At 50.3% G+C, this 20,754-nt stretch carries 17 protein-coding genes and 2 pseudogenes; 3 read left to right on the top strand and 16 right to left on the bottom strand.

Annotated features, from left to right (window positions below; all coding sequences use genetic code 11):
- Positions 1-14: 14 nt before the first annotated feature.
- On the bottom strand, positions 15-374 hold the full coding sequence (locus tag AC50X8_RS20150; protein WP_046230618.1) for an Asp23/Gls24 family envelope stress response protein: 360 nt from the start codon (positions 372-374) through the stop codon (positions 15-17).
- A 396-nt stretch (positions 375-770) separates the two neighbouring features.
- On the opposite strand from AC50X8_RS20150, the gene rpmB reads away from it, so the two are divergent.
- Positions 771-959 carry a 50S ribosomal protein L28 gene (gene rpmB, locus AC50X8_RS20145; RefSeq protein ID WP_046230617.1) on the top strand — a complete coding sequence of 63 codons (189 nt, stop codon included), beginning with the start codon at positions 771-773 and terminating at the stop codon, positions 957-959.
- Positions 960-1,066: 107 nt separating this feature from the next.
- On the opposite strand, the gene spoVM is transcribed toward rpmB, so the two are convergent.
- The 12 genes from spoVM to coaBC all read right to left on the bottom strand — a co-directional run bounded on the left by spoVM (position 1,067) and on the right by coaBC (position 14,178).
- Complete coding sequence (gene spoVM / locus AC50X8_RS20140; protein WP_040711006.1) at positions 1,067-1,147, bottom strand: stage V sporulation protein SpoVM; 81 nt, start codon at positions 1,145-1,147, stop codon at positions 1,067-1,069.
- Between the two features lie 183 nt (positions 1,148-1,330).
- Positions 1,331-1,612, bottom strand: coding sequence for a hypothetical protein (locus AC50X8_RS20135; RefSeq protein WP_056038513.1), 282 nt, complete (start codon positions 1,610-1,612; stop codon positions 1,331-1,333).
- 127 nt (positions 1,613-1,739) lie between these two features.
- Positions 1,740-2,384 (bottom strand): ribulose-phosphate 3-epimerase, encoded by a 645-nt coding sequence (rpe, locus tag AC50X8_RS20130; RefSeq protein ID WP_494881159.1) that lies wholly within the window; start codon positions 2,382-2,384, stop codon positions 1,740-1,742.
- 7 nt (positions 2,385-2,391) lie between these two features.
- On the bottom strand, positions 2,392-3,333 hold the full coding sequence (gene rsgA, locus AC50X8_RS20125; RefSeq protein ID WP_494881154.1) for a ribosome small subunit-dependent GTPase A: 942 nt from the start codon (positions 3,331-3,333) through the stop codon (positions 2,392-2,394).
- The gene (pknB, locus tag AC50X8_RS20120) at positions 3,317-5,509 is read right to left on the bottom strand and encodes a Stk1 family PASTA domain-containing Ser/Thr kinase (protein ID WP_056038522.1); all 2,193 of its coding nucleotides are present in this window, start codon (positions 5,507-5,509) and stop codon (positions 3,317-3,319) included. Before pknB ends, rsgA begins: the two co-directional genes overlap by 17 nt.
- A complete protein-coding gene (locus AC50X8_RS20115) occupies positions 5,496-6,278 on the bottom strand; it encodes a Stp1/IreP family PP2C-type Ser/Thr phosphatase (RefSeq protein WP_056038525.1) in 783 nt (260 codons plus the stop codon). The genes pknB and AC50X8_RS20115 overlap by 14 nt, the downstream gene beginning before the upstream one ends.
- A 6-nt stretch (positions 6,279-6,284) precedes the next feature.
- The gene (gene rlmN, locus AC50X8_RS20110) at positions 6,285-7,331 is read right to left on the bottom strand and encodes a dual-specificity RNA methyltransferase RlmN (RefSeq protein WP_056038530.1); all 1,047 of its coding nucleotides are present in this window, start codon (positions 7,329-7,331) and stop codon (positions 6,285-6,287) included.
- A 104-nt stretch (positions 7,332-7,435) separates the two neighbouring features.
- A complete protein-coding gene (gene rsmB / locus AC50X8_RS20105) occupies positions 7,436-8,971 on the bottom strand; it encodes a 16S rRNA (cytosine(967)-C(5))-methyltransferase RsmB (RefSeq protein ID WP_494864009.1) in 1,536 nt (511 codons plus the stop codon).
- Positions 8,968-9,945 (bottom strand): methionyl-tRNA formyltransferase, encoded by a 978-nt coding sequence (fmt, locus tag AC50X8_RS20100; protein ID WP_056038536.1) that lies wholly within the window; start codon positions 9,943-9,945, stop codon positions 8,968-8,970. The genes rsmB and fmt overlap by 4 nt, the downstream gene beginning before the upstream one ends.
- A 4-nt stretch (positions 9,946-9,949) precedes the next feature.
- Complete coding sequence (gene def, locus AC50X8_RS20095) at positions 9,950-10,435, bottom strand: peptide deformylase (protein ID WP_046230610.1); 486 nt, start codon at positions 10,433-10,435, stop codon at positions 9,950-9,952.
- Between the two features lie 27 nt (positions 10,436-10,462).
- Entirely contained in the window at positions 10,463-12,958 is a 2,496-nt protein-coding gene (priA, locus tag AC50X8_RS20090) for a primosomal protein N' (protein WP_494881150.1), read from the bottom strand.
- Positions 12,955-14,178, bottom strand: a complete 1,224-nt coding sequence (gene coaBC, locus AC50X8_RS20085) for a bifunctional phosphopantothenoylcysteine decarboxylase/phosphopantothenate--cysteine ligase CoaBC (protein ID WP_494864011.1) — start codon at positions 14,176-14,178, stop codon at positions 12,955-12,957. The genes priA and coaBC overlap by 4 nt, the downstream gene beginning before the upstream one ends.
- Before the next feature lie 337 nt (positions 14,179-14,515).
- Here coaBC and AC50X8_RS20080 point away from each other — a divergent pair, with 337 nt between their 5' ends.
- Complete coding sequence (locus AC50X8_RS20080; RefSeq protein WP_056038545.1) at positions 14,516-15,421, top strand: hypothetical protein; 906 nt, start codon at positions 14,516-14,518, stop codon at positions 15,419-15,421.
- A 170-nt stretch (positions 15,422-15,591) separates the two neighbouring features.
- A pseudogene (locus AC50X8_RS20075) lies at positions 15,592-16,831 on the top strand (IS3 family transposase).
- Positions 16,832-16,927: 96 nt separating this feature from the next.
- Here AC50X8_RS20075 and AC50X8_RS20070 read toward each other — a convergent pair.
- From AC50X8_RS20070 to AC50X8_RS20060, 3 genes and pseudogenes are all read right to left on the bottom strand, one after another.
- The gene (locus AC50X8_RS20070) at positions 16,928-18,001 is read right to left on the bottom strand and encodes a peptidoglycan-binding domain-containing protein (protein ID WP_494881147.1); all 1,074 of its coding nucleotides are present in this window, start codon (positions 17,999-18,001) and stop codon (positions 16,928-16,930) included.
- Between the two features lie 432 nt (positions 18,002-18,433).
- A pseudogene (locus AC50X8_RS20065) lies at positions 18,434-19,857 on the bottom strand (IS4 family transposase).
- A gap of 256 nt (positions 19,858-20,113) precedes the next feature.
- Positions 20,114-20,572, bottom strand: coding sequence for a RidA family protein (locus tag AC50X8_RS20060; RefSeq protein WP_056038557.1), 459 nt, complete (start codon positions 20,570-20,572; stop codon positions 20,114-20,116).
- Positions 20,573-20,754: the final 182 nt, after the last annotated feature.

The raw sequence follows: 20,754 nt of genomic DNA, 5'->3' as shown, positions 1-20,754 counted from the left end.
AATTCCCCTTCCTGCTATGTAGATACCCTAACATCCTGCACAAATATATGGACCTGGTCCACGTTAAGACCAATAACATCGCTCATCACATATTTTACTTTCGTCTGAATATTATGCGCTACTTCTGAAATTTTCGTGCCGTAGCTCACAATAATATACAAGTCAATATAAAGTTTATCCTGTTCTCTGCGAACTTCAACGCCGCGGGCCAGATTGTCTCTGCCCAAAAGCTCAGCAATGCCGTCCTTTAATTGTTTGCGAGAAGCCATCCCGACAAGGCCATAACAATCCAGCGCAGCGGAACCTGCCATGACGGCAATGCATTCCTCTGTTATGAAAATTTGGCCAAGTTCAGTGCTGAGCGCAAGTGGCATGGAAATTCACTCCTTTATCGTGTAGATCTCACAGCTATTTCCCGTCTAGCATGAATTACCCCGTTTAAAGTCAAATGCTACTGAAGAAGCAAGCTAATTCCTTGACTATTTATTATTGTACTATAAACTGTTACGTTATAGAAGGGCAGACGGTGCCAACCTTGGGCAAAGCGCCATAAAAAACAACAGTTTTAGTTGCTCAGACATCACAACTATGATACGATATCAAAGTATGTTTTTGTGCAGGCTTCTTCGACGCTTTTTCAAGCCAATGAAGCGGTTTTGCTCACGCAGAACCGGGAGCTTATGCTACGATGCGGTTTTGCTTATGCAATAACTGACAGCTTATGCTAACAATGCGCTTTTAGCTCAGCACTACTTGAAGGAGGTGTACTCATGTCCCGCAAATGTTTTCTAACAGGCAAAAGCCCTGGTACAGGCAATAACGTTTCCCACGCTAACAACAAAAACCGTCGTTCTTGGGGAGTAAACGTTCAGAAAGTTCGCATTCTAGTTGACGGTAAACCGAAACGTGTTTATGTCAGCGCGCGCGCTCTGAAATCCGGCAAAGTAACTCGCGTATAATTCATCTCCTGCAGCTTTATGCTGTATGGTAGACAAAAAGCACCTGGGCTCAGGTGCTTTTTATTGTTCACATAAACCACGATCATTCGAAGGCGGCTGCAAAGGAACTAACTTTTTTGGAAGGTATTCAAAATCGCCTTTACGAACCCGCCCAAAAATTTCGGCAGCTTGATCGTGTAAAATTTCATGCCCATCCCTCCTCAGACACGCTCATCGAAATGGTGACTTACATGCTTTTTCTTCCCGCATACACATGCTATGTTTCACGCAAAAAAATGGCTACACGAACCTTCGTTCATGTAACCATCCTATGCGCTTAACCTTAGTCCTATTCCATTTCAACGAGTGTGGAAAACCCCTCTACGCAATGCTTACGCCATTGGTGGCGGATTTTCACTGACGAATTGGATTGCCGTATAAACCAATACGGCCAAGAAATAAAACAGCAGCCCCAGCACAATAACCGTTATACGTGCCCATAGCTTCTCAACCCTTTTGAAAAACTGAAAAATCAAATACAAAGCAAGCAAAGAAAAAACGTATTTGATTACCCCAGTCAAAATAGAGAAGGCTGCCAGCAGCAGGCCTATCCCGAGCGCAAATAGCAGCACCCACAGCCATGTCTTCCCTCGAGATGTCTCGTATTCTTCCATTACAGCCTCCCAAGTGCAACCAGCTGTGCCACTAGAGCCAGAGACATCAGCGTTCCACATCGAAATACAAGCCTATTCACTCGCAACCCTAGCAGCCATTATGTAACATCATAATAAGATATGCCACCTAGCGTAAAACGGATATAGCTGCCGCGCGATCGGCTTGAGCAAATACTGCATTGCCGGCAACGAGTACATTCGCGCCCGCCTCCGTCACAAGCTTAGCCGTTTCTTCATTGATGCCGCCATCCACCTGCACATGCACATGCTGCAGCTCGCGCTCCATAAGCATGCTGCGAATTTGACGCAGCTTGTTAAGAGAATAAGGGATAAACTTTTGTCCGCCAAAGCCCGGATTTACCGTCATGACCAATATGAGATCCAAATCGCCCAGCACAGATTCCAGCACAGATACAGGAGTCCCTGGATTAATAGCTACCCCTGCCGGAAGGCCAAGCTCCTTAATTTGATAAATCGTACGGTGCAAATGCACACATGCTTCTGCATGTATGGTAATCCGATCAGCACCAGCAGCTGCGTAATTCGCGATTGACAGCTCCGGACGCTCGATCATCAGATGCACATCAAAAGGCAGCTTCGTTGCCGACCTTACAGCCGCAATGACAGGAGGACCGAAGGTTAAGTTCGGGACGAACTGTCCATCCATGACATCTACATGAATCCAGTCCGCTCCTGCCTGCTCAATACCTGAAATTTCTGCTCCGAGGCGGCTGAAATCAGCCGATAAAATAGAGGGTGCTATTATAGTCATGGGTTTGTCAGTACCTCCGTTTTTTATCTTTCATTTCATTTAAAAACTGCAAGTAATTTTCATGGCGGCTTGGTTCGACTTTCCCTTCTGCCAAAGCAGCAAGGACGGCGCACCCTGGCTCCTGCACATGCGTGCAGCCACGAAATTTGCAATCCGGAGACAACGCGCGAATTTCCCGAAAACAGTAGCCTAAATCTTCAATGCCAAGCTCGGTGAAATCTAGCTGGCTAAAGCCAGGCGTATCGGCTACATAACCTCCGCCAATTTCAATCAGCTCCACATGTCTCGTTGTATGCTTCCCCCGTCCAAGACGGTTGCTGATCGCATTCGTCTCAAGCTGCAGCCCCGGAACAATCGCATTAAGCAGCGAAGATTTCCCTACGCCCGATTGACCGGCAAAAACCGCCAAATGCCCTTGCAGCCGCTGCGCAAGCTCCTCAATGCCCTTGCCTTGTCTGGAACTTGTCCCATATATCTCGTAGCCAATGGCCGAATAAATGCGGTTGACAGAAGCAGCGGCTTCAGCAGCCGCTTCTGTCTCCTCGCCATCATGCTCCAAATCCTGCTTGCTGAGGCAAAGCACCGCTTCTATTTCCGCATGCTCGATATGTACAAGAAACTTATCGAGCAGCGTTAAATTGAGCGCTGGCTCCGTTACGGAAAACACCAGCATCGCCACATCAATATTGGCTACCGGAGGGCGTATAAGCTCGGATGAGCGGGGCAAAACCCGCTCTACCGTCCCCTCGCCGTTCTCCGTCAAGCTATACACAACTTCGTCGCCGACTAATGGCGTAATTCCTTTGTTTTTCAAAACGCCGCGCCCGCGGCATTGTACCGTTGCATCCTGAGATTCAGCATCATCAGGCAGTACATAATAATATCCACTGAGCGCCTTCACAATGCGTCCGCGAAGCTCAAGAGATGCGTGATTATGGCTGCTGCTCATCTTTTCCCTTGTCTTTTCCTTTCGCTTTTCCCTGGTCGCTTCCTTGGTCATTGCCGTTGTTAACCTCCGATTGGTCCGGCTCCACTGTCGGTTCAGGAGCTGGCGATTCCGATACGACCGGCTCTTCAGTAACAGGCGTTGTCACCTGTTCGTCTTCGCCCGGCACCGTGACTGTAGATGAACTGCTGCTTTGCGCCAGTTGATCATAAGTGACGGATTTCGTATCTACAAACTGGCTGTCCCGATAAATCGTAATCATGGCCTCGGTATTCGGTGCTAGGACAACAGTTACGGGAAACGTCTGGGTATCTTGAATTTGGTTTCTGCCCCATTCAATGTTTTGCCCTCTGGAGTCGGTGTAGACGATGCGGATTTCGCTCGTTTTTCCAGCCTTCGCAGGCGAAATGACAACATTGAACTGATGCTCTTTCGCTTCTGCAGAAGGACCTGAGCTGACTCGAATGGTGATTTTTGTGCCTTTCGGAACAAGGTCATTTGGCTTGTATTGATCTTGATTAAGCACAAGGCCCTTGGCCTGTACATAGCTCGGCTCATACAAAATATCATCGTCTGATAGCGTCAGCCCATTCGCCTTCACCATATCTTTAGCCTCAGCTACTGTCTTGCCAATTAAATTCGGCATTTTTATCGTTTCCATGCCTTTGCTGACCATAAACTGGAATTTCACCGTATTCGGATCAAAATCCTTTCCCGGCTCCGGCTGTTGTGTAACAACCGTATCCACTTCCTGCTCGCTGAATACTTCTTCAACATCGATTTGCGTATCCGGATCAATGCCCAGCGCAGAAAGCTCATCCTTAACCGCCTGCAGCGTCTTGCCCCGGTAATCGCCAAGCTTCTTCAGCATCGGCCCATCACTTACAGATAACTGGATGAACGAGCCCTGCTTGACGCGCATATTTCTCTTCGTCTGCTCAAATACCTGATTGACCGGTATATCATCGCGGTACTCCCGTATCGTCGGCTCCTGCACCTTCAGCCCGAGCTCCTTAAGCTCTGCCGTCGCCTGCTCCAAATCGAGGCCGACAACGTACGGCACATCCACTTCCTCAACGTCCAGCCGGTCGAGCAATGTTACGAATCCCCATATAATGAATGCCAGGACAACCAGCGTGCTAGCCACGATTATCGTCGGTCGCTTCCAGCCTTTTGCTTTCTTGTTCAGAACTTCTTTATCTCCCTGCCGGCCCGTCTGTCCCGAAGAAACCTCCGCCTTGTCATAGCTTGACTCGCTCTGGCGAATAGGGCGGATATCACTGCCGCGAATGGCTGGCATGACACGAGTCTCATCCAAATCATTCACATGGGCAAATGAAACCTTCTCCTCATTCCTGCGATTAGGCGCAAGGCAAGTTTCCAGATCGTTCAGCATTTCCTGGGCCGAATGGTATCGTTCCCCCGGATTTTTGCGCATCGCCCGTAAAATGACATTTTCCACACTTTGGGGAATATGAGGATTCACAACACGCGGCTCCTCAAATGTGTCCTGCAAATGCTTCAAAGCTACGCTGATCGGGCTTTCTCCCAGAAAAGGCAAATTGCCAGTCAGCATCTGATAGAGTACTATGCCAAGGGAGTACAGGTCGGATTTCTCACCTGTGCTTACCCCTTTCGCATGCTCAGGAGAAAAATAATGGACCGACCCTAGCACGGAGCCTGTCTGAGTAATTGTAGAAGAAGTAACCGCACGGGCAATACCGAAATCGGTTACTTTGACCCTGCCATTTTTACCAATCAAAATATTATGTGGTTTAATATCGCGATGAATAATATGATTCTGATGGGCATGACCGAGCGCATCGCAGATTTGAATGGCAATACGAACCGATTCATCCGCCTGCAGCGGGGCACGCTCCACAATAATCTCATTAAGATTGCTGCCTTCGATATATTCCATAACGATATAATGCGTATCTTCCTCTTGTCCTACATCATAGATGCTAACGACATTCGGATGGGATAACGCAGCTGCCGATTGCGCCTCACGGCGAAATCTGCGAATAAATTCTTCATCATGCACAAACTGCTGGCGCAGCACTTTAACCGCTACATTGCGGTTCAACAGGACGTCATGGGCTTTATAGACAAGCGCCATGCCGCCTCCGCCGATGCGAGTCAGAATTTCATAGCGACCGCCTAAATTATGCCCTATCATCAGCTGTACACTCCTCTCGATCTGCGCTGGAATTTACTTGCAGCAGCACGACGGTCACATTATCGTCCCCGCCGGCGCGCAGCGCCAAATGGATGAGATGCTCCGCTTTATCTTTCAGGCTCGCTCCACCCTTCGTTACTGTATGCATAATTTGATCATCGCTGACCATGTTCGTCAGCCCATCGCTGCAAAGCAGAATGAAATCATCGGCCGAGTAGGAAATCGTCTGTATATCAACCTCAACAGATGCATCGGTGCCTACCGCACGGGTGAGCACATTGCGCCGTGGATGAACGGCCGCCTCCTTCTCGCTGATCTGCCCTGATTTCAGCAGTTCATTGACAAGCGTATGATCCTCCGTCAGCTGCACAATGCAGCTTTTGGATATGACATAAGCGCGGCTGTCCCCGATATGCCCGATGACGGCTTCCCGCCCTTGAAACATGGCAGCAACTATTGTAGTGCCCATATTATAATATTGCTCATTGCGCGATGCCATATCATAAACGACATCATTCGCACCTACAATGGCTTTGCGCAAAAATGCTTTGCCTTCCTCAATAGAAAAGTCAGGTCTCGCCGTAATAGGCTCCAGCATTTCACGGAATGTATTCACTGCCAGCTGGCTCGCTACATCGCCCGCCTGATGGCCGCCCATCCCGTCAGCGACTATAGCAAACGTGATGCCATTATCCAGCTGTCCTACCCATGAATGATCTTCATTGACTTGACGAACTTTTCCGATATCGCTCAGGTTTGCCGTAATCAAACGTTATCACCTCGTCGTAGACTCCATGTGCTTCGCACGAAGCTGCCCGCAAGCGGCGGCAATGTCATGCCCTTGCTCCCTGCGAATCGTTGCATTTATTTTGTTTTTCTCCAGTATACGCTGGAACTCAAAAATATCCTCCCGCGGCGTACGCACATAATTTCGCTCCGGCACATGGTTGACCGGAATCAAATTGACGTGGCACAGCAGCCCTTTAAGGACATCCGCCAACTCCTGCGCATGCTCGGGACGGTCATTGACCCCGCCGATCAATGCGTATTCAAACGAAATCCGGCGGCCTGTCTTAGCCAAATAATAACGGCAAGCCTCCATCACATCGTCAAAAGGAAAACGGCGGTTAACCGGCATCAGCTTGGAGCGCAGCGTATCATTCGGCGCATGAATGGAGAGCGCCAGATTGATTTGCGTATTTTCGTCGGCAAATTTGTACATGCTCGGCACGATTCCGCTCGTCGAAACGGTAATGTGGCGCTGGCCGATGTTCAGACCTTTCTCGTGAATCATCGTGCGCAAAAACATCATCGTCGCATCATAGTTCTCGAACGGCTCTCCGGAACCCATAATAACGATGCTTGATACGCGCTCATTCGTTACGTCCAGCATTTGCTGTGCTACAACGACTTGGGCAATAATTTCTCCAGCCGTTAAGTTCCGCTTCAAACCGCCGAGCGTCGACGCACAAAAAGTACAGCCAATCCGGCAGCCGACCTGCGTAGTCACGCAAATGCTGTTGCCATAGTTATGGCGCATAATAACGGTCTCGATCGCATGGTTGTCATGCAGCCCGAACAGAAACTTGACAGTTCCGTCCTTGGATTCGAATTTCGTTATTTCGGAGAGCGTTACAAATTGAAATTGGTCAAACAGCTTCGATCTGAGCGATTTGGACAAATTGCTCATTTCTTCAAAGCTGGTTACACGCTTAACGTACAGCCAATCGTACAGCTGGCCGGCGCGAAACGCTGGCTCGCCATTCTCTTTCATCCAATCTTGCAGCTGTTCGAGCGTATAGTCGTAAATAAAAGGTTTCATTAAATTATCACACCTGACTGTATAATAGCGCGGCAAAAGCTCTCTACCTGCGCCGCTGATGATTTATTTTACCACAAACGTCCATCATGAACCACAGGCAACGATTAGGCGCGCCTCAACAGGCGGGCAATGAAGAAACCATCGCTGCCGTAATGCTGCGGAAGCAGCTGCGCATAACCTTTAAACGCCTCATCGATCGCTCCCGCCTCCTGCAAAGCATGGACAATAGCTTCCGGCCAGTTGCGGTCCAGTTCAAATTCAGGATGCGCCTGCAGAAAACGCTCCACCTGCTCCTCATTTTCGGACCGTTCAATGGTACATGTGCTGTAGACAAGCACACCACCAGGCTTAACAAGATCGCTCACCGCTTCAAGCAGCTCGCGCTGAATGTCCGCAATAGCTGCTACATCAGCTGCCGTCTTCGTCCACTTGATTTCTGGCTTTCTCCGGATGACGCCAAAGCCTGAGCAAGGCGCATCCAGCAGCACAGCATCCATTGAACCGCTGGCAAAACGCTCAGACAGCTGCGCTGCATCACTTGTTATGGCCTCCACGTTCGTCAAACCGAGCCGCGAAGACTGGTCAATAATAAGCTGCCGTTTATGCGGGTGCAAATCGTTCGCCCACACTTTGCCTTTATTACCCATGAGCTCAGCCAAATGCGTCGTTTTGCCTCCCGGGGCGGCACAGCAATCCAGCACCTGCATGCCGGCTGCTGGTGCGACGACCTCGGCTACGAGCATGGAGCTTTCATCCTGCATCGTCCACAGCCCTTCGCGGAAACCGGCCGTCTCCACCAAGTTGCCGCCGCGGCGAATCGTAATGCCTGCGGAAGCAAGCGGCGATGCTTCGGCGTCAAGTCCAAGCTCAGCAAGCTGCTCAATCGCTTCTGCCCTTGTTCCTCGGACGGGATTGACCCGTACGCTTCCATGCGGAGAATCATTGCCCGCTGCGCAAATGGCTTCAGTTGTTTGCTCGCCGTAAGCGAGCACCCAGCGCTTAACGAGCCAGTCGGGATAGGAATGAAGGATCGCGAGTTTTTCCGCCGGTGATCCAGCTTTAATTGCAGACGGTACAAGCTCTGCACGGCTGCGATCCATACTGCGCAGCACCCCATTGACCATGCCGGAAATACCTTGATGTCCCCGCTTCTTGGCAATGGCAACCGCTTCGTTAACTGCGGCATGCACCGGAATCCGGTCCAAATACAGCAGCTGGTAAGCACTCATCCGCAGCAGCTGATGAACCCATGGCTGCAGCTTATTAAAGCCCTTCGCCACGAATCGCGCCAGCCAATAATCGAGTGTGCGCTGATGCTGAATCGTCCCGTATACGAGCTCTGTAGCAAGACCCGCATCCGCACGAGATAAATTAGCATCCTGCAGCGACTGGTTGAGCTTGAGATTGCTGTAGGCACCGGCCCCAGCAACACTTACCAAAATATCCAGCGCCAGCTCCCTTGGCGTACGAGGTACACGCGTCGAGCTGCTTTTGCGCGCTCCCGCCTGACCTGCCGCTTGGTTGCTCCGGCTGGACGCTTGTCCTTTAGCAGCCCCAGCAGTGCGGGACTTGCTGCCTGTTTTGCCCCCGGCCTGCGGGCGGCGTCCTTGCGCAGGCTTAGCCTGCTTCTGCTCACTCATTGCTCTGCACCGTTTGCCATGCTTGCTTCGCCGAAGACAGTCCCTTCAGCCAGCCGTGAGCCTTTCAGCCAGTCAGCCGCCGACATTGCTTTTTTGCCTGCTGGCTGAATTTGCGCAAGCACGAGCACGCCATCACCCGTCTGTACGGTGATGCCCGCTCCACTTGCTTCGCGCACCGTTCCCGGCAGCGCTGCAGCAGCACTACCCGCGCCAGACGTCTCCGCTGGCTTGGCGCAAGCCCATACTTTGAACAGCTCGCCGTTCAAATAAGTGAATGCACCGGCCATAGGCGACAGGCCGCGCACTTGATTATAGATTTGGCGGGCGGACTTCGCCCAATCGATCCGTTCGTCCTCACGCGTCAAGTTAGGCGCGTAAGTAGCAAGCTCGTGCTGCTGCTCCGTAGCCGTCGCTTCGCCTGAAATAATGCCCGGCAGCGTCTGCTCCAGCAGCTCCGCTCCAGCCGCGCTCAGCTTCTCAAACAGCGAGCCCGATGTATCCTCATCCGTAATCGCAACTTCGACCTTGCTGATCATATCGCCAGTGTCCAGCCCTTCAGCCATATACATAATTGTAACGCCAGTTACCTTCTCGCCGTTAATAATCGCGCGTTGAATCGGCGCCCCCCCGCGATAGCGTGGCAGCAGCGAGCCATGAACGTTAATGCAGCCAAGACGCGGCAGCTCCAGCACACCTTTGGGCAAAATCTGCCCATAGGCTGCGGTCACAATTAAATCAGGGCGATACTGCGCCAGCGCCTCTACCGCTTCGCTGCTGCGCATACGCTCAGGCTGCAATACCGGCAAGCCTAAGGCTAGTGCCGCTTCTTTCACAGGCGGAGGCGTAAGCGTCCGCTTACGCCCCTTTGGACGGTCCGGCTGCGTGACAACTGCCACGACCTCATAGCCGTTATTAATTAACAACTGCAAAGAAGGGACGGCGAACTCCGGCGTCCCCATAAATACAATACGCATGGCCTTATTCGCCGCCTTTTTTCTGTCTTTCGGAAATATCGTACACGCTCTCTGCGAGATCCGTGAACAAGATGCCGTTCAAATGGTCAACCTCATGCTGGAACGCACGCGAGAGGAAGCCTTGTGCTTCAACCGTAAACGTCTCTCCATCGGAGTTTTGACCTTTTACGACAATGCGGTCTGAACGCATCACATCTCCGTTTAAGTTCGGAATACTTAGGCAGCCCTCAGGTCCGAGCTGCTCGCCTTCTTCTTCTACGATGACCGGATTGACCATTTCGATCAGTCCGTTCTCATCGCCGATATCAACCACGATGACACGCTTGGAAATGCCGACCTGCGGAGCCGCTAAACCGACGCCATCAGCGTCATACATCGTTTCCGCCATATCTTTAAGCAGCTTTTTCAAGTTGGAATTAAATTTAGTAACTTCCATAGCTGGCTCCCTCAAAACGGGATCAGGATCTTTTACAATAATACGAATGGCCATTGCCGTTCCCTTCCTTTACGACGAAATCTATAATATGACTTGCGGATCTACATCAATGCTGAACTGCACAAGCTTCTGAGGCGAGCCTGCAACGAATGGCGCAAGCGCACCGCGCAGAAGCGCCGGCACATCAATGTTCCCCCGATATTTTATCACACATTGAAAACGGTAGCGATCTTTCATTCTCGATATAGGCGATGCGACTGGCCCAAGCACCTCAAGCGCACGCGGCAAACCCGCTCCAAGCGGTCCTAATACGCCTTCGCCAGCTGCCAGCTCGCGCAGCCGCTCCGCAAACTGCTCTGACACCGAGGACAGCAGCGCAAGCTGCTCATGCGACATCGTGACCAGCACAAGCCGGCAATAAGGCGGATAGCCCATGACGCCGCGATGCTTGAGCTCCTCTTCGACAAACCGAATGTAATCATGCTTTTGCGCGGTTGTAACCGCATAATGCTCGGGTGCATAAGTCTGGACAACGACCTCCCCTGGCAGCTGATGGCGGCCAGCACGGCCTGCCACCTGTGTAAGCAGCTGAAACGTCCGTTCCGCTGAGCGAAAATCCGGCAAATTCAGCGATGTATCTGCTGCAATAACACCCACTAGCGTTACGTATGGAAAATCAAGCCCCTTCGCTACCATCTGCGTGCCAAGCAGCACATCCGCTTCACGGTCGCCGAAGCGCTTCAGCAGCTTCTCATGCGCGTTTTTCTCCGTCGTTGTGTCCACATCCATCCGAATAACCCGAATGCCGGGAAACAGCTTGGCAAGCTCCTCTTCTACGCGCTGCGTCCCCGTACCAAAAAAACGGATATGCTCGCTTTCGCAGGACGGGCAGGTTTGCGGCGCCTGCTCCGCATGACCGCAATAATGGCAGCGCAGCAGCCGCGACTTCTGATGATACGTCAGCGAAATATCGCAGTGCGGACAAAGCGCCGTGTAGCCGCAGGAACGGCACATGACGAAGGTGGAATAACCGCGCCGATTGAGCAGCAGCACAGTCTGCTCGCCGCGCTCCAGCCGCTGTACAAGCCCTTCATGCAGCTTGCGGCTGAACATCGAGCGGTTGCCTGCCGCAAGCTCCGCACGCATGTCAATGACCGTTACGGGCGGCAGCGGCCTGCCACCAACGCGATCCGGCATCGGCAGCAGCGATGATTCGCGCCCTTCTGCAGGACGCCGGCTCGCCGCCGCATACGATTCAAGCGATGGCGTCGCCGAGCCTAATACAACAGCCGCGCCATGCTGCCTTGCGCGCTGCACAGATACATCTCTGGCATGATACTTCGGGCTCTCCTCCTGCTTGTAGGAAGACTCATGCTCCTCATCAATAATGACGAGGCCAATGCGCTCAAAGGGGGCAAAAATCGCCGAACGGGCGCCAATGGCTACCTGTACTTTGCGGCTTCTAATTTTGCGCCATTCATCGTAGCGCTCCCCAATTGACAAGCGGCTGTGCAGCACCGCTACCGCATCGCCAAAACGCCCTTTAAACCGCTCGACCATCTGCGGGGTAAGCGCAATTTCCGGGACAAGCACTATCGCCTGCTTGCCTTGCTTTAGACAATGCTGGATCGCTTGCAAATAGACCTCGGTTTTGCCGCTGCCCGTCACGCCATGCAGCAGCAATACTTGCGGCTCGCCGCGCGTGACCGCATCTGCTATGCGGGTGTATACGCTTTGCTGCCCCTCGGTGAGCGGCAGCGGAACCGTCCGCTCGAACTCGCGGCTCGCATAGGGATCGCGCTGCTGCTCTATTTCCCGCAGCTCCAGCAAGCCTTTGCCTGCAATCGCGCGCACGCTTGCTGGTGATCCGCCTGCTTCTGCAAGCAGCGCTTGCAGCGCAATGGGCTCGCCTCGCTCCAGCATGAAGGCGAGCAGGTCGCGCTGCTTGCCCGCCTTTGCCGGCCATGCTGCCAATGCTTCCGCAGCCGCTTCCTTATCTGCTGGCGGAAACACCGTCAGCACCTTGCGAATGGCCAGACGGTCGCGAATCGCTGTCTGCTCAAGCAGTACACCTTCCTCCAGCGCCGCTTTAATATCCGGTGCATATTGCGGAAACCGTTCCTTCAGTGCTTCCAGCTTCGTCTGCCGCTGCCGCGAGAGCATATCCAGCAGCTCCTGCGGCAAGCGGCTTGCAAGCTGCTCCTGCTCCTCGTCTGGCGATTCGTTCAACGACACATAGCGCTCGGCCTTGCCTTTAAGCGCAGCGGGAATCATCGCTTGCAGCGCGCTTGTCCAGGAGCAGCAATATTTGTCGCTCATCCATTTGGCCAGCCCAATCAAGTCAGGAAGCAGCGGCGGCAACGGATCAAGCAGCTCGGCAACCGCCTTGAGACGGCGACTGTCAACTTCAGCCTCTTCTGCCAGCTCCACAACGAAGCCTTGCAGCACACGGCCACCGAAGGGCACGCCAACCCGGCTTCCCACCTCAATCCAGCTGGACATTTCCGCCGAAACCTCGTAATCGAATGGCCGATCCGTCTGGCGGCTCGGCACATCTACTATCACTCTGGCAATCATTCGCCAAAGCTCCTTTGAATAGGAAGCTGTGAAAGCAGCTGCACCGCAACTTCCAAAATGCGCCTTGCCGTCTCGCGCTTGGACAATAAAGGAAGCGCCTCTATCAAGCCTTCCTTGCCAAACAGCTGCACAACGTTCGTATCGCCGTTGAAGCCTGCCCCTTCCGCGCTCACATCGTTGGCTACGATGAGATCGCAGTTTTTGCGCGTCAGCTTATCCATCGCATAATGCGCGATCTGCTGGGTTTCGGCGGCGAAGCCAACGAGCAGCTGATGCGTCTTGCGCTCCCCAAGCAGCTGCAAAATATCCATCGTGCGCTCCAGCTCAAGCGTGAGCGTCTCGCCCGTCTTTTTCAGCTTCTGCTCCTGCTGCTGGGTCGGGCGGTAATCGGCAACAGCCGCCGCTTTAACGACGATGTCAGCCGTTTCAAAATGCGCGGTGACCGCATCCAGCATTTGCTGAGCGGATTCAACCCGCACCAGCTTTACGCCTGCAGGCGGTTCTACAGTCGTCCGCCCCGCGACAACGGTAACCTCAGCGCCCATCAGCCGCGCAGCCTCCGCGATGGCAAAGCCCATTTTGCCCGATGAATCATTAGTCAAATATCGTACTGGATCAAGCCGCTCCACCGTGCCGCCAGCGGTAACGAGCACCTGCTTGCCTGCAAGCTTGCGGCTGCGGCTGAACCACTCTTCAATCGCATGTACGATTTCCTCTGGCTCGGCAAGCCTTCCTTTGGCCACATAACCACAGGCAAGCTGTCCCTCGCCTGGGTCCACGAACATGACGCCACGATCCGCTAATGTCTGTAAATTTTGCGCCACGGCCGGATGCTCATACATATGCACATTCATAGCTGGAGCCACAAGCACCGGGCTCGTTGCTGCAAGCAGCGTCGTGCTGAGCATATCATCGGCAAGCCCATTTGCCATTTTGCCAATGACATTTGCAGTGGCGGGAGCAACAACGATGAGATCGGCATGATCCGCCAAATGAATATGCGACACGACCGCCGGATCCCTCTCGTCAAAGGTGTCGATATGCACCGGGTTGCGCGACAGCGTCTGGAGCGTCAGCGGCGTAATGAAACGGGCGGCGGATTCGGTCATTATGACATGCACCTTAGCCCCTGCCTGCACCAGCCGGCTGCAAAGCGTAGCCGCTTTATAGGCGGCGATCCCGCCAGTAATTCCTAATATAATTGTTTTATTAGTAAGCAAGGTCCATCCCCCATTACAACAATGCTCTTAATCTATGGTATTGACTGATTTGTGCCAGCCCATCCCTGTCTATTAGCTTAAAGCGCAAGGCAGCAGCACGTTTTTTCTCATTTGAGAGCGCTTTGATGCACCCATGGCGCTAGTTTTGAAGCTAGCTTTTTCCTATCATACCATATGATCACTGAATCCGCAGTCTGTTCGATGCCCGGTCCATCTCGCCCAGCTCACACGCACGAATCTGCGGACAACCGCGAAAATTGGCATTTGTCCGCTTAAATCCGTATACTAGAGGGTAGGATTTATACTGATATTTTTAAATAATAGCCGAGGTGACCCCATGGAAGATGTAAAACAAGCCTACGCAAAGCTGGGCCTTCCCGAAAACGCTTCAAAAGAAGAGGTCGAGAAGCGCTATACCCTGTTGCTCCGCCAATCCCGCTCCCGCGCACAAACCGCAGACAATGAGGAGACAACGGCAAATGAATTCAGCCAAGTGACCGCCGCTTATAAACGGATACTTGAAGCGGAGGACCAGAAGTTCAAGCAAGCGTTCAATGAGAAGGAATATGGAAAGTTTAAAAATATGGCGTCTGCCGCAGAAAAAACCGACCATTTCTGGCGCTACTATAAATACCATGTTTTCGGTGGCATTGTGGCGATTGCTCTCATTATTTATGGCGTTATAGCTTATATGGACCATCGCGAGGAGCAGCGCTACCTGGCAAGCCTGCCGCCGGTGGATTTATCGGTCATGTATTTTGGCGAGTATTTTACAGAGGACAATAAGCAGGATATGGCTGTTCTTGAGCAATCGCTGCTGGACAAGTTTCCCGAATGGAAACGGTTTAAAGTTAACCTGACCTATGTGCCGCTTGATGCTAAAGATGCCGTCGATATGGCTTCCCAGCAAAAAGCGATGGTTGTCCTGGCGACGGAAAAGCCCGATATCTACATTCTCGATACAGCCAGCTTCGACTGGATTAGCCCGCAGGGCGTTCTGCAAAACCTCGATGATGCAGTGAGCGGTGAGCTGAAGTCCTCCGTTACTGAGAGCGAGCTGGTCAAAAAAACGACGAAGGATGAACCAGACGAGCATGTCTACGGCATCGATATCAGCAGCAGCCCGCTGGTGAAAAATCTTTCCGTGCTCACACCGAAAAATTATATCGTCGGCGTCCGAGTGAACAGCGAGAATACAGATAAAGCGATTCAATTTATCGATAAGTTTTTGCAAGCGAAGTAACTGCCCGTCCTTAAATAAACTTTAAACAAATTTTTGAAAAATAATCCTATAAATAAAACGAGCCCATAGAATCTTAAACTGTACCCTATAGAATAGACACTTTGAAAAAAGTCTATCCTGTAGGGTATTCTTGTTTATAAACCAGAAAAAACATGATGGAGCGAACGAATATGACGAAGCGAGTATTTACAGAAAAAGAACAAGCGCAATTAAAATGTAATCCCCATGTTCAAGCGGTTAGTGACAAAGCCATCACCTATTCTGATGAGTTTAAACGGCTATTCCTTACTGAAAATGAAAAAGGGAAAGTACCCAGAACTATTTTTGAAGAAGCTGGCTTAGATATTGAAATAATCGGCTTAAAACGCATCCAATCTGCGGGTAAGCGCTGGCGTGCAGCTTATCGCGAACATGGAGTTGAAGGTCTCCAAGATACAAGAAAGACAAGCTCAGGTCGCCCCTTAGAACGAGAATTAAGTTTAGAAGAAAAGATGGCACGACTAGAAGCACAAAATCAGTTATTACAGGCGGAAAATGAACTTTTAAAAAAGCTCGATCTACTCGAAAGGCGGATGTGGAAGAAGAAACCAAACTTGTAGCGAAACAAAAGTTCCAACTCATTCAACAGATGATTGAAAAATATCAGTTAAAGCGTCTGGTACGCTATTTGTGTGAAATGATCGGTGTATCTCGTTCTGGTTACTATCATTATGCCCATGAAAAATCATCCCAAAAGCGTACAGCGCATGAGGCGGCAGATGCAAAGGTAAGAGACATTATTTTAAAAGCCTATCATTTCCGTCGAAGAAAGAAAGGTGCGCGTCAAATTAAAATGACGTTAGAAAATCAATATGGGATCACTTACAACTTAAAACGAATTCGTCGTATTATGAAGAAATTTAATATCTTCTGCCCCATCCGAAAAGCAAATCCCTATCGTCGGATGGCAAAAGCGACACACGAACACCGTACTTGTCCAAACCTCCTGAAGCGCCAATTTAAGCAAGGTGTCGCAGGCAAGGTATTATTAACGGACATCACTTACTTAACCTACGCACACGGTAAACGTGCTTACTTATCGACGATTAAAGATGCTGAAACGAATGAGATTTTAGCCTATGAAGTATCTGATAAGATCACCATACCAATCCCCAGTTTCAAAAGTTGGTAAAGAAAATGAAATTAGGACAATCGATGTCACGCCGAGGAAACTGTTGGGATCATGCACCACAAGAATCTTTCTTTGGTCATTTAAAAGATGAGATGGATTTGAAAAGCTGTGAGACCTTCAACGATGTGAAACGCGAAGTGAAAAGTTATATGATTTATTACAATCATTATCGAGGACAATGGAACCTAAAAAAGATGCCGCCTGCGCAATACAGACAGCATCTTCTTCAATTTGCCTAGCTTTTTTTGAAATGTCCTTTACATAGGGTACAGTTTATCTCTTCTATGGCTCGTTTTTTGTATATGATTCTGAATGATTCGCTCATTCCACTTCTTTTAGTAATATGATTTTGGTTTTGGCGCTACAGTTGGCGCTGGTGTTGTCGGCGCCGGAACTGTAGTTGGCGCTGGCGTTACAATTGGAGCAGGGTTAGTAGTAGGAGCTTGTCCTCCGCCTTGGCCAGCTCCGCCGCCGATACCTTGACCGCCGCCTTGACCGGCTCCGCCGCCATTTCCTTGGCCTCCACCTTGACCAGCTCCGCCACCGATGCCTTGTCCTCCGCCTTGGCCAGCTCCGCCACCAATGCCTTTGCCTCCGCCTTGGCCAGCTCCGCCGCCGATACCTTGGCCTCCGCCTTGGCCAGCTCCGCCACCAATGCCTTTGCCTCCGCCTTGGCCAGCTCCGCCACCAATGCCTTTGCCTCCGCCTTGGCCTGCTCCGCCACCAATGCCTTTGCCTCCGCCTTGGCCTGCTCCGCCGCCGATACCTTGGCCTCCGCCTTGGCCAGCTCCGCCACCAATGCCTTTGCCTCCGCCTTGGCCAGCTCCGCCACCGATGCCTTTGCCTCCGCCTTGGCCAGCTCCGCCACCAATGCCTTTGCCTCCGCCTTGGCCTGCTCCGCCACCAATGCCTTGGCCTCCGCCTTGACCGGCTCCGCCACCGATGCCTTGGCCTCCGCCTTGGCCAGCTCCGCCGCCGATACCTTGGCCTCCGCCTTGACCTGCTCCGCCGCCGATGCCTTGGCCTCCGCCTTGGCCAGCTCCGCCGCCGATACCTTGGCCTCCGCCTTCTCCTTTAATGCGGAGGTTGCCCTTCGCTCCGCTTTTAGCCTTTGCTCCCGAAGGAAACTTTACTTGGCTGTAAGCATAAGTAATGGATTGGAACGTCCGGCTGTCGACTGCACCGGTTACTGGAAGCCCATGCATTTTCTGAAAATACTTAACCCCCTTAACGGTCAAACTGTCGAATTTTCCGTTGATTGGGCCAGCATAGCTTCCCATTGATTTCAGCATCCCTTGAACGACATATACATCCGGCCCATGATCACCTTTTCCAAAAGCCATGCTCGTGCTCGGCATGCTCATCATCAAGGCGAGAGCCAGAAATAAGGCCCCAATCGTTTTCCCCAATTTCCTGCGAGAGGAAATGCTCCAGTCCCATTTCATGCAGTAGACACCATCCTTATTTATTTTTGATATTGTTTTGCTACACGCCTTACTATTCCCAACTTTTAAAATTCATTCCGCGATTTGCGAAAATCGGTCATGTAAGGAGGCAACGAGGCTCTATCTTCAATCATTAATTGCATGTTAAACACAAGAAAACCGCTTACTAAATAAGCGGCTAATCCAAACTATCGTTTATCGTTACATTTCATTTCAAACAAACCTCTGCCTATAAAATGGGATGATATTGGCTCAATCCCATGCCCATCAAGCTAAGAACCTTCAGTTTGGATTCAAGTGAGGCATTCTCCTATTTTTATAAGTAGTCGTATTGTTTCCTTAAAAATAAACATGCCAAATTAAGCCTAAACGACGAGGCTGTTTTTAAAACGTTAACTATGCAACCTTCTTGGTAGACGTGGCATACTCGTAAACAACACCTAAGATATCAAAGACTGTTTTTTTCTCATAGCGGTGGGACTTTCGCCCGTTTTTTTCTAACAGAAGAAACAGACGAGACAGGATTTTCGATATGGCTTGGGCATTCTTTTGTATGGCTTGATGCAGGATGGCATGTAATCCTTGATCATATAAAAGGCTTTGTATTCACTGAGCTCTCTTTTCTTCCGCCATAGAAGTTGCCGCATCTGAAACATCGTTGAGGAACAAAGCAAGATACCGATCAACTGACCATAAAGATGACATTGCAAGCGTTCAAGTTTGATCTCTTTACAGTGGTGGATCTGGAAGAATGATTTCCATGTTTTAAAGAGAATCTCAATTTGCCAGCGTAAGGAATACAGGTCATGCAGGTGTATCTCAGGTACCCATTCCATTGGAATATTTGTTATATAAAAGTTCAACGCACTGAGTTTCTTGCTGCGTTCGGAGTACGTAATCCCTTTCTTTTTCTCCCGAATTTCCTGGTCTTTGTCTCTTTTTTTGATCTGGGTTTCCGTTAAGCGATAGACGACAAGCCGCGCAGGTAATTTTTCATACATGCCGATGTAGACAGGAATTTCTAACGTTTCCCCTGCTTGTAGACCTTCCATGATGTCTTCCATCGACAAGGGGAGGTATTCCGATTTCTTCTTGAGCGTGCCGTCCCGAAAATACTCTGGATTCTCGTTCTTTTGATATACCCGTGTGTTGAGTTTTAAGCGTGATATGTAATAGGCCTCTTTCTCATGGATGGTATGTAAATCTTCTAAGCAGAAATATCCTAAGTCCCGAATGAATACATCCTTCTGTTGAATGTCCTGTAAACATGCGGAACCGTAGGTTTTGTCATTTTCCTTTCCGTGACTCGTATGCAGATGAATGAACTGCCCACTCTGCAGATCATATTCCAGTTGGATTTTAACACCAGCGGTATGACTACATCCGCCTGTACCCTTATAAGACGCAGCGAAGCTGTCCGGGAGCTGAAAGGTCGTAGAATCGAGAATTCGAATGCGGGAAAAATAGCCAGAATACTCGCTTGGTATCGTTCCGGACGTATAGCGTGTTTGCTTGAGTAAAAGCGAAACGATCCGCTGCAGTAAACGCACAGCAGCTGCGTTAAAACGCTGATTCAGTCCTTCGGGACTCATGAGAATCCCTGTTGTTGCTTCTAACGTACTGCAAAGCTGATTGAGAGAAGTCGTAGCTATTCGTTGACTTACCCATACACACAAGGCGACTAAATCTTATGCACGATATTTACTGGTTCGTGTGACGAATCCTGCTTCTTTGACTAGTTGGGTGAGTGCAAGAGGAGATAAATGTCGTTCCAGTTCCTGTGAAAACAAATGAAGATCATCTGAAATACCAAGATGTATCATAAATGCTATCCTTTCATTAGTTGGTCTACTGAAAGAATAACGTTTTTTGTTTCGGGGAGGTAGTATTTTCCTCCACTTGATAGGCATGGGGCACGGCCACATGCCCATCAAGTGGAGGATTTTCATGTTGGAATCAAGTGAGGAATTCTTCTATTTTCATGGCTTTGTTAAATTCTAATATTGATATTTTACCATAAGAAAACCGCCTTAACTGAACAGGCGGTTTATTGAACTCCCGTCTTAAAACACCTTTCTATTCATCAACTTCAAATATTGAGTCAATTATGATTGGAAGATTGTCTCTAACGGAAACAGCTCCAAACACTGAACGTGCATGAATGCCCTTATCTCCGAACACGTCCAGCATAAGATCAGTACAACCATTTAACACTTTATGATGTTCTTCAAACTTAGCGTCGGCATTAACAAAACCCTGAATTTTAACCACCCTTTTCACATGCTCCAGCGAGTTTAAAGCTGATTTCAGTACAGCTAAAATTTCAATCCCAGTTTGTCGTGCAAACTGATAACCTTCTTCTGTAGTATAGTCCTGACCTAACTTACCTTTCGGGTTTCCAGTGGGCCCTTTACCTGATACGAACAATAACCCGTTTACTTTTACGAAGTTTGCATACTTAGCCGCTGGTTCGCTTGCACTTGGTAAAACGATTCCTAACACTTCTAATCTGCTTGCTATTGTTTGTTCAGTCATTCAAATACCTCCCCTCTTCGGAATGGAAAAATTATACTATAACGTGAGCGGCGGGACTAAGAATAGGCTGCATGCCGGTTTTAACCATGATTGTCTCACTTTATATTCAATCTACAACTTAATTTTCTTCGAACAGGAGCAGCTGCCACGAAGTCTGCTCTCTGGTTATTCAACTCGCTTTA

Source organism: Paenibacillus sp. JT22N15 (assembly GCF_059383755.1).
This window is presented reverse-complemented; position numbering and strand designations above follow the sequence as displayed.

Coding starts and splice junctions, on each gene's coding strand:
- AC50X8_RS20150 (WP_046230618.1), bottom strand. CDS start 374: ATGCCACTTGCGCTCAGCACTGAACTTGGCCAAATTTTCATAACAGAG.
- rpmB (WP_046230617.1), top strand. CDS start 771: ATGTCCCGCAAATGTTTTCTAACAGGCAAAAGCCCTGGTACAGGCAAT.
- spoVM (WP_040711006.1), bottom strand. CDS start 1,147: ATGAAATTTTACACGATCAAGCTGCCGAAATTTTTGGGCGGGTTCGTA.
- AC50X8_RS20135 (WP_056038513.1), bottom strand. CDS start 1,612: ATGGAAGAATACGAGACATCTCGAGGGAAGACATGGCTGTGGGTGCTG.
- rpe (WP_494881159.1), bottom strand. CDS start 2,384: ATGACTATAATAGCACCCTCTATTTTATCGGCTGATTTCAGCCGCCTC.
- rsgA (WP_494881154.1), bottom strand. CDS start 3,333: ATGAGCAGCAGCCATAATCACGCATCTCTTGAGCTTCGCGGACGCATT.
- pknB (WP_056038522.1), bottom strand. CDS start 5,509: ATGATAGGGCATAATTTAGGCGGTCGCTATGAAATTCTGACTCGCATC.
- rlmN (WP_056038530.1), bottom strand. CDS start 7,331: ATGAAACCTTTTATTTACGACTATACGCTCGAACAGCTGCAAGATTGG.
- rsmB (WP_494864009.1), bottom strand. CDS start 8,971: ATGAGTGAGCAGAAGCAGGCTAAGCCTGCGCAAGGACGCCGCCCGCAG.
- fmt (WP_056038536.1), bottom strand. CDS start 9,945: ATGCGTATTGTATTTATGGGGACGCCGGAGTTCGCCGTCCCTTCTTTG.
- def (WP_046230610.1), bottom strand. CDS start 10,435: ATGGCCATTCGTATTATTGTAAAAGATCCTGATCCCGTTTTGAGGGAG.
- priA (WP_494881150.1), bottom strand. CDS start 12,958: ATGATTGCCAGAGTGATAGTAGATGTGCCGAGCCGCCAGACGGATCGG.
- AC50X8_RS20080 (WP_056038545.1), top strand. CDS start 14,516: ATGGAAGATGTAAAACAAGCCTACGCAAAGCTGGGCCTTCCCGAAAAC.
- AC50X8_RS20060 (WP_056038557.1), bottom strand. CDS start 20,572: ATGACTGAACAAACAATAGCAAGCAGATTAGAAGTGTTAGGAATCGTT.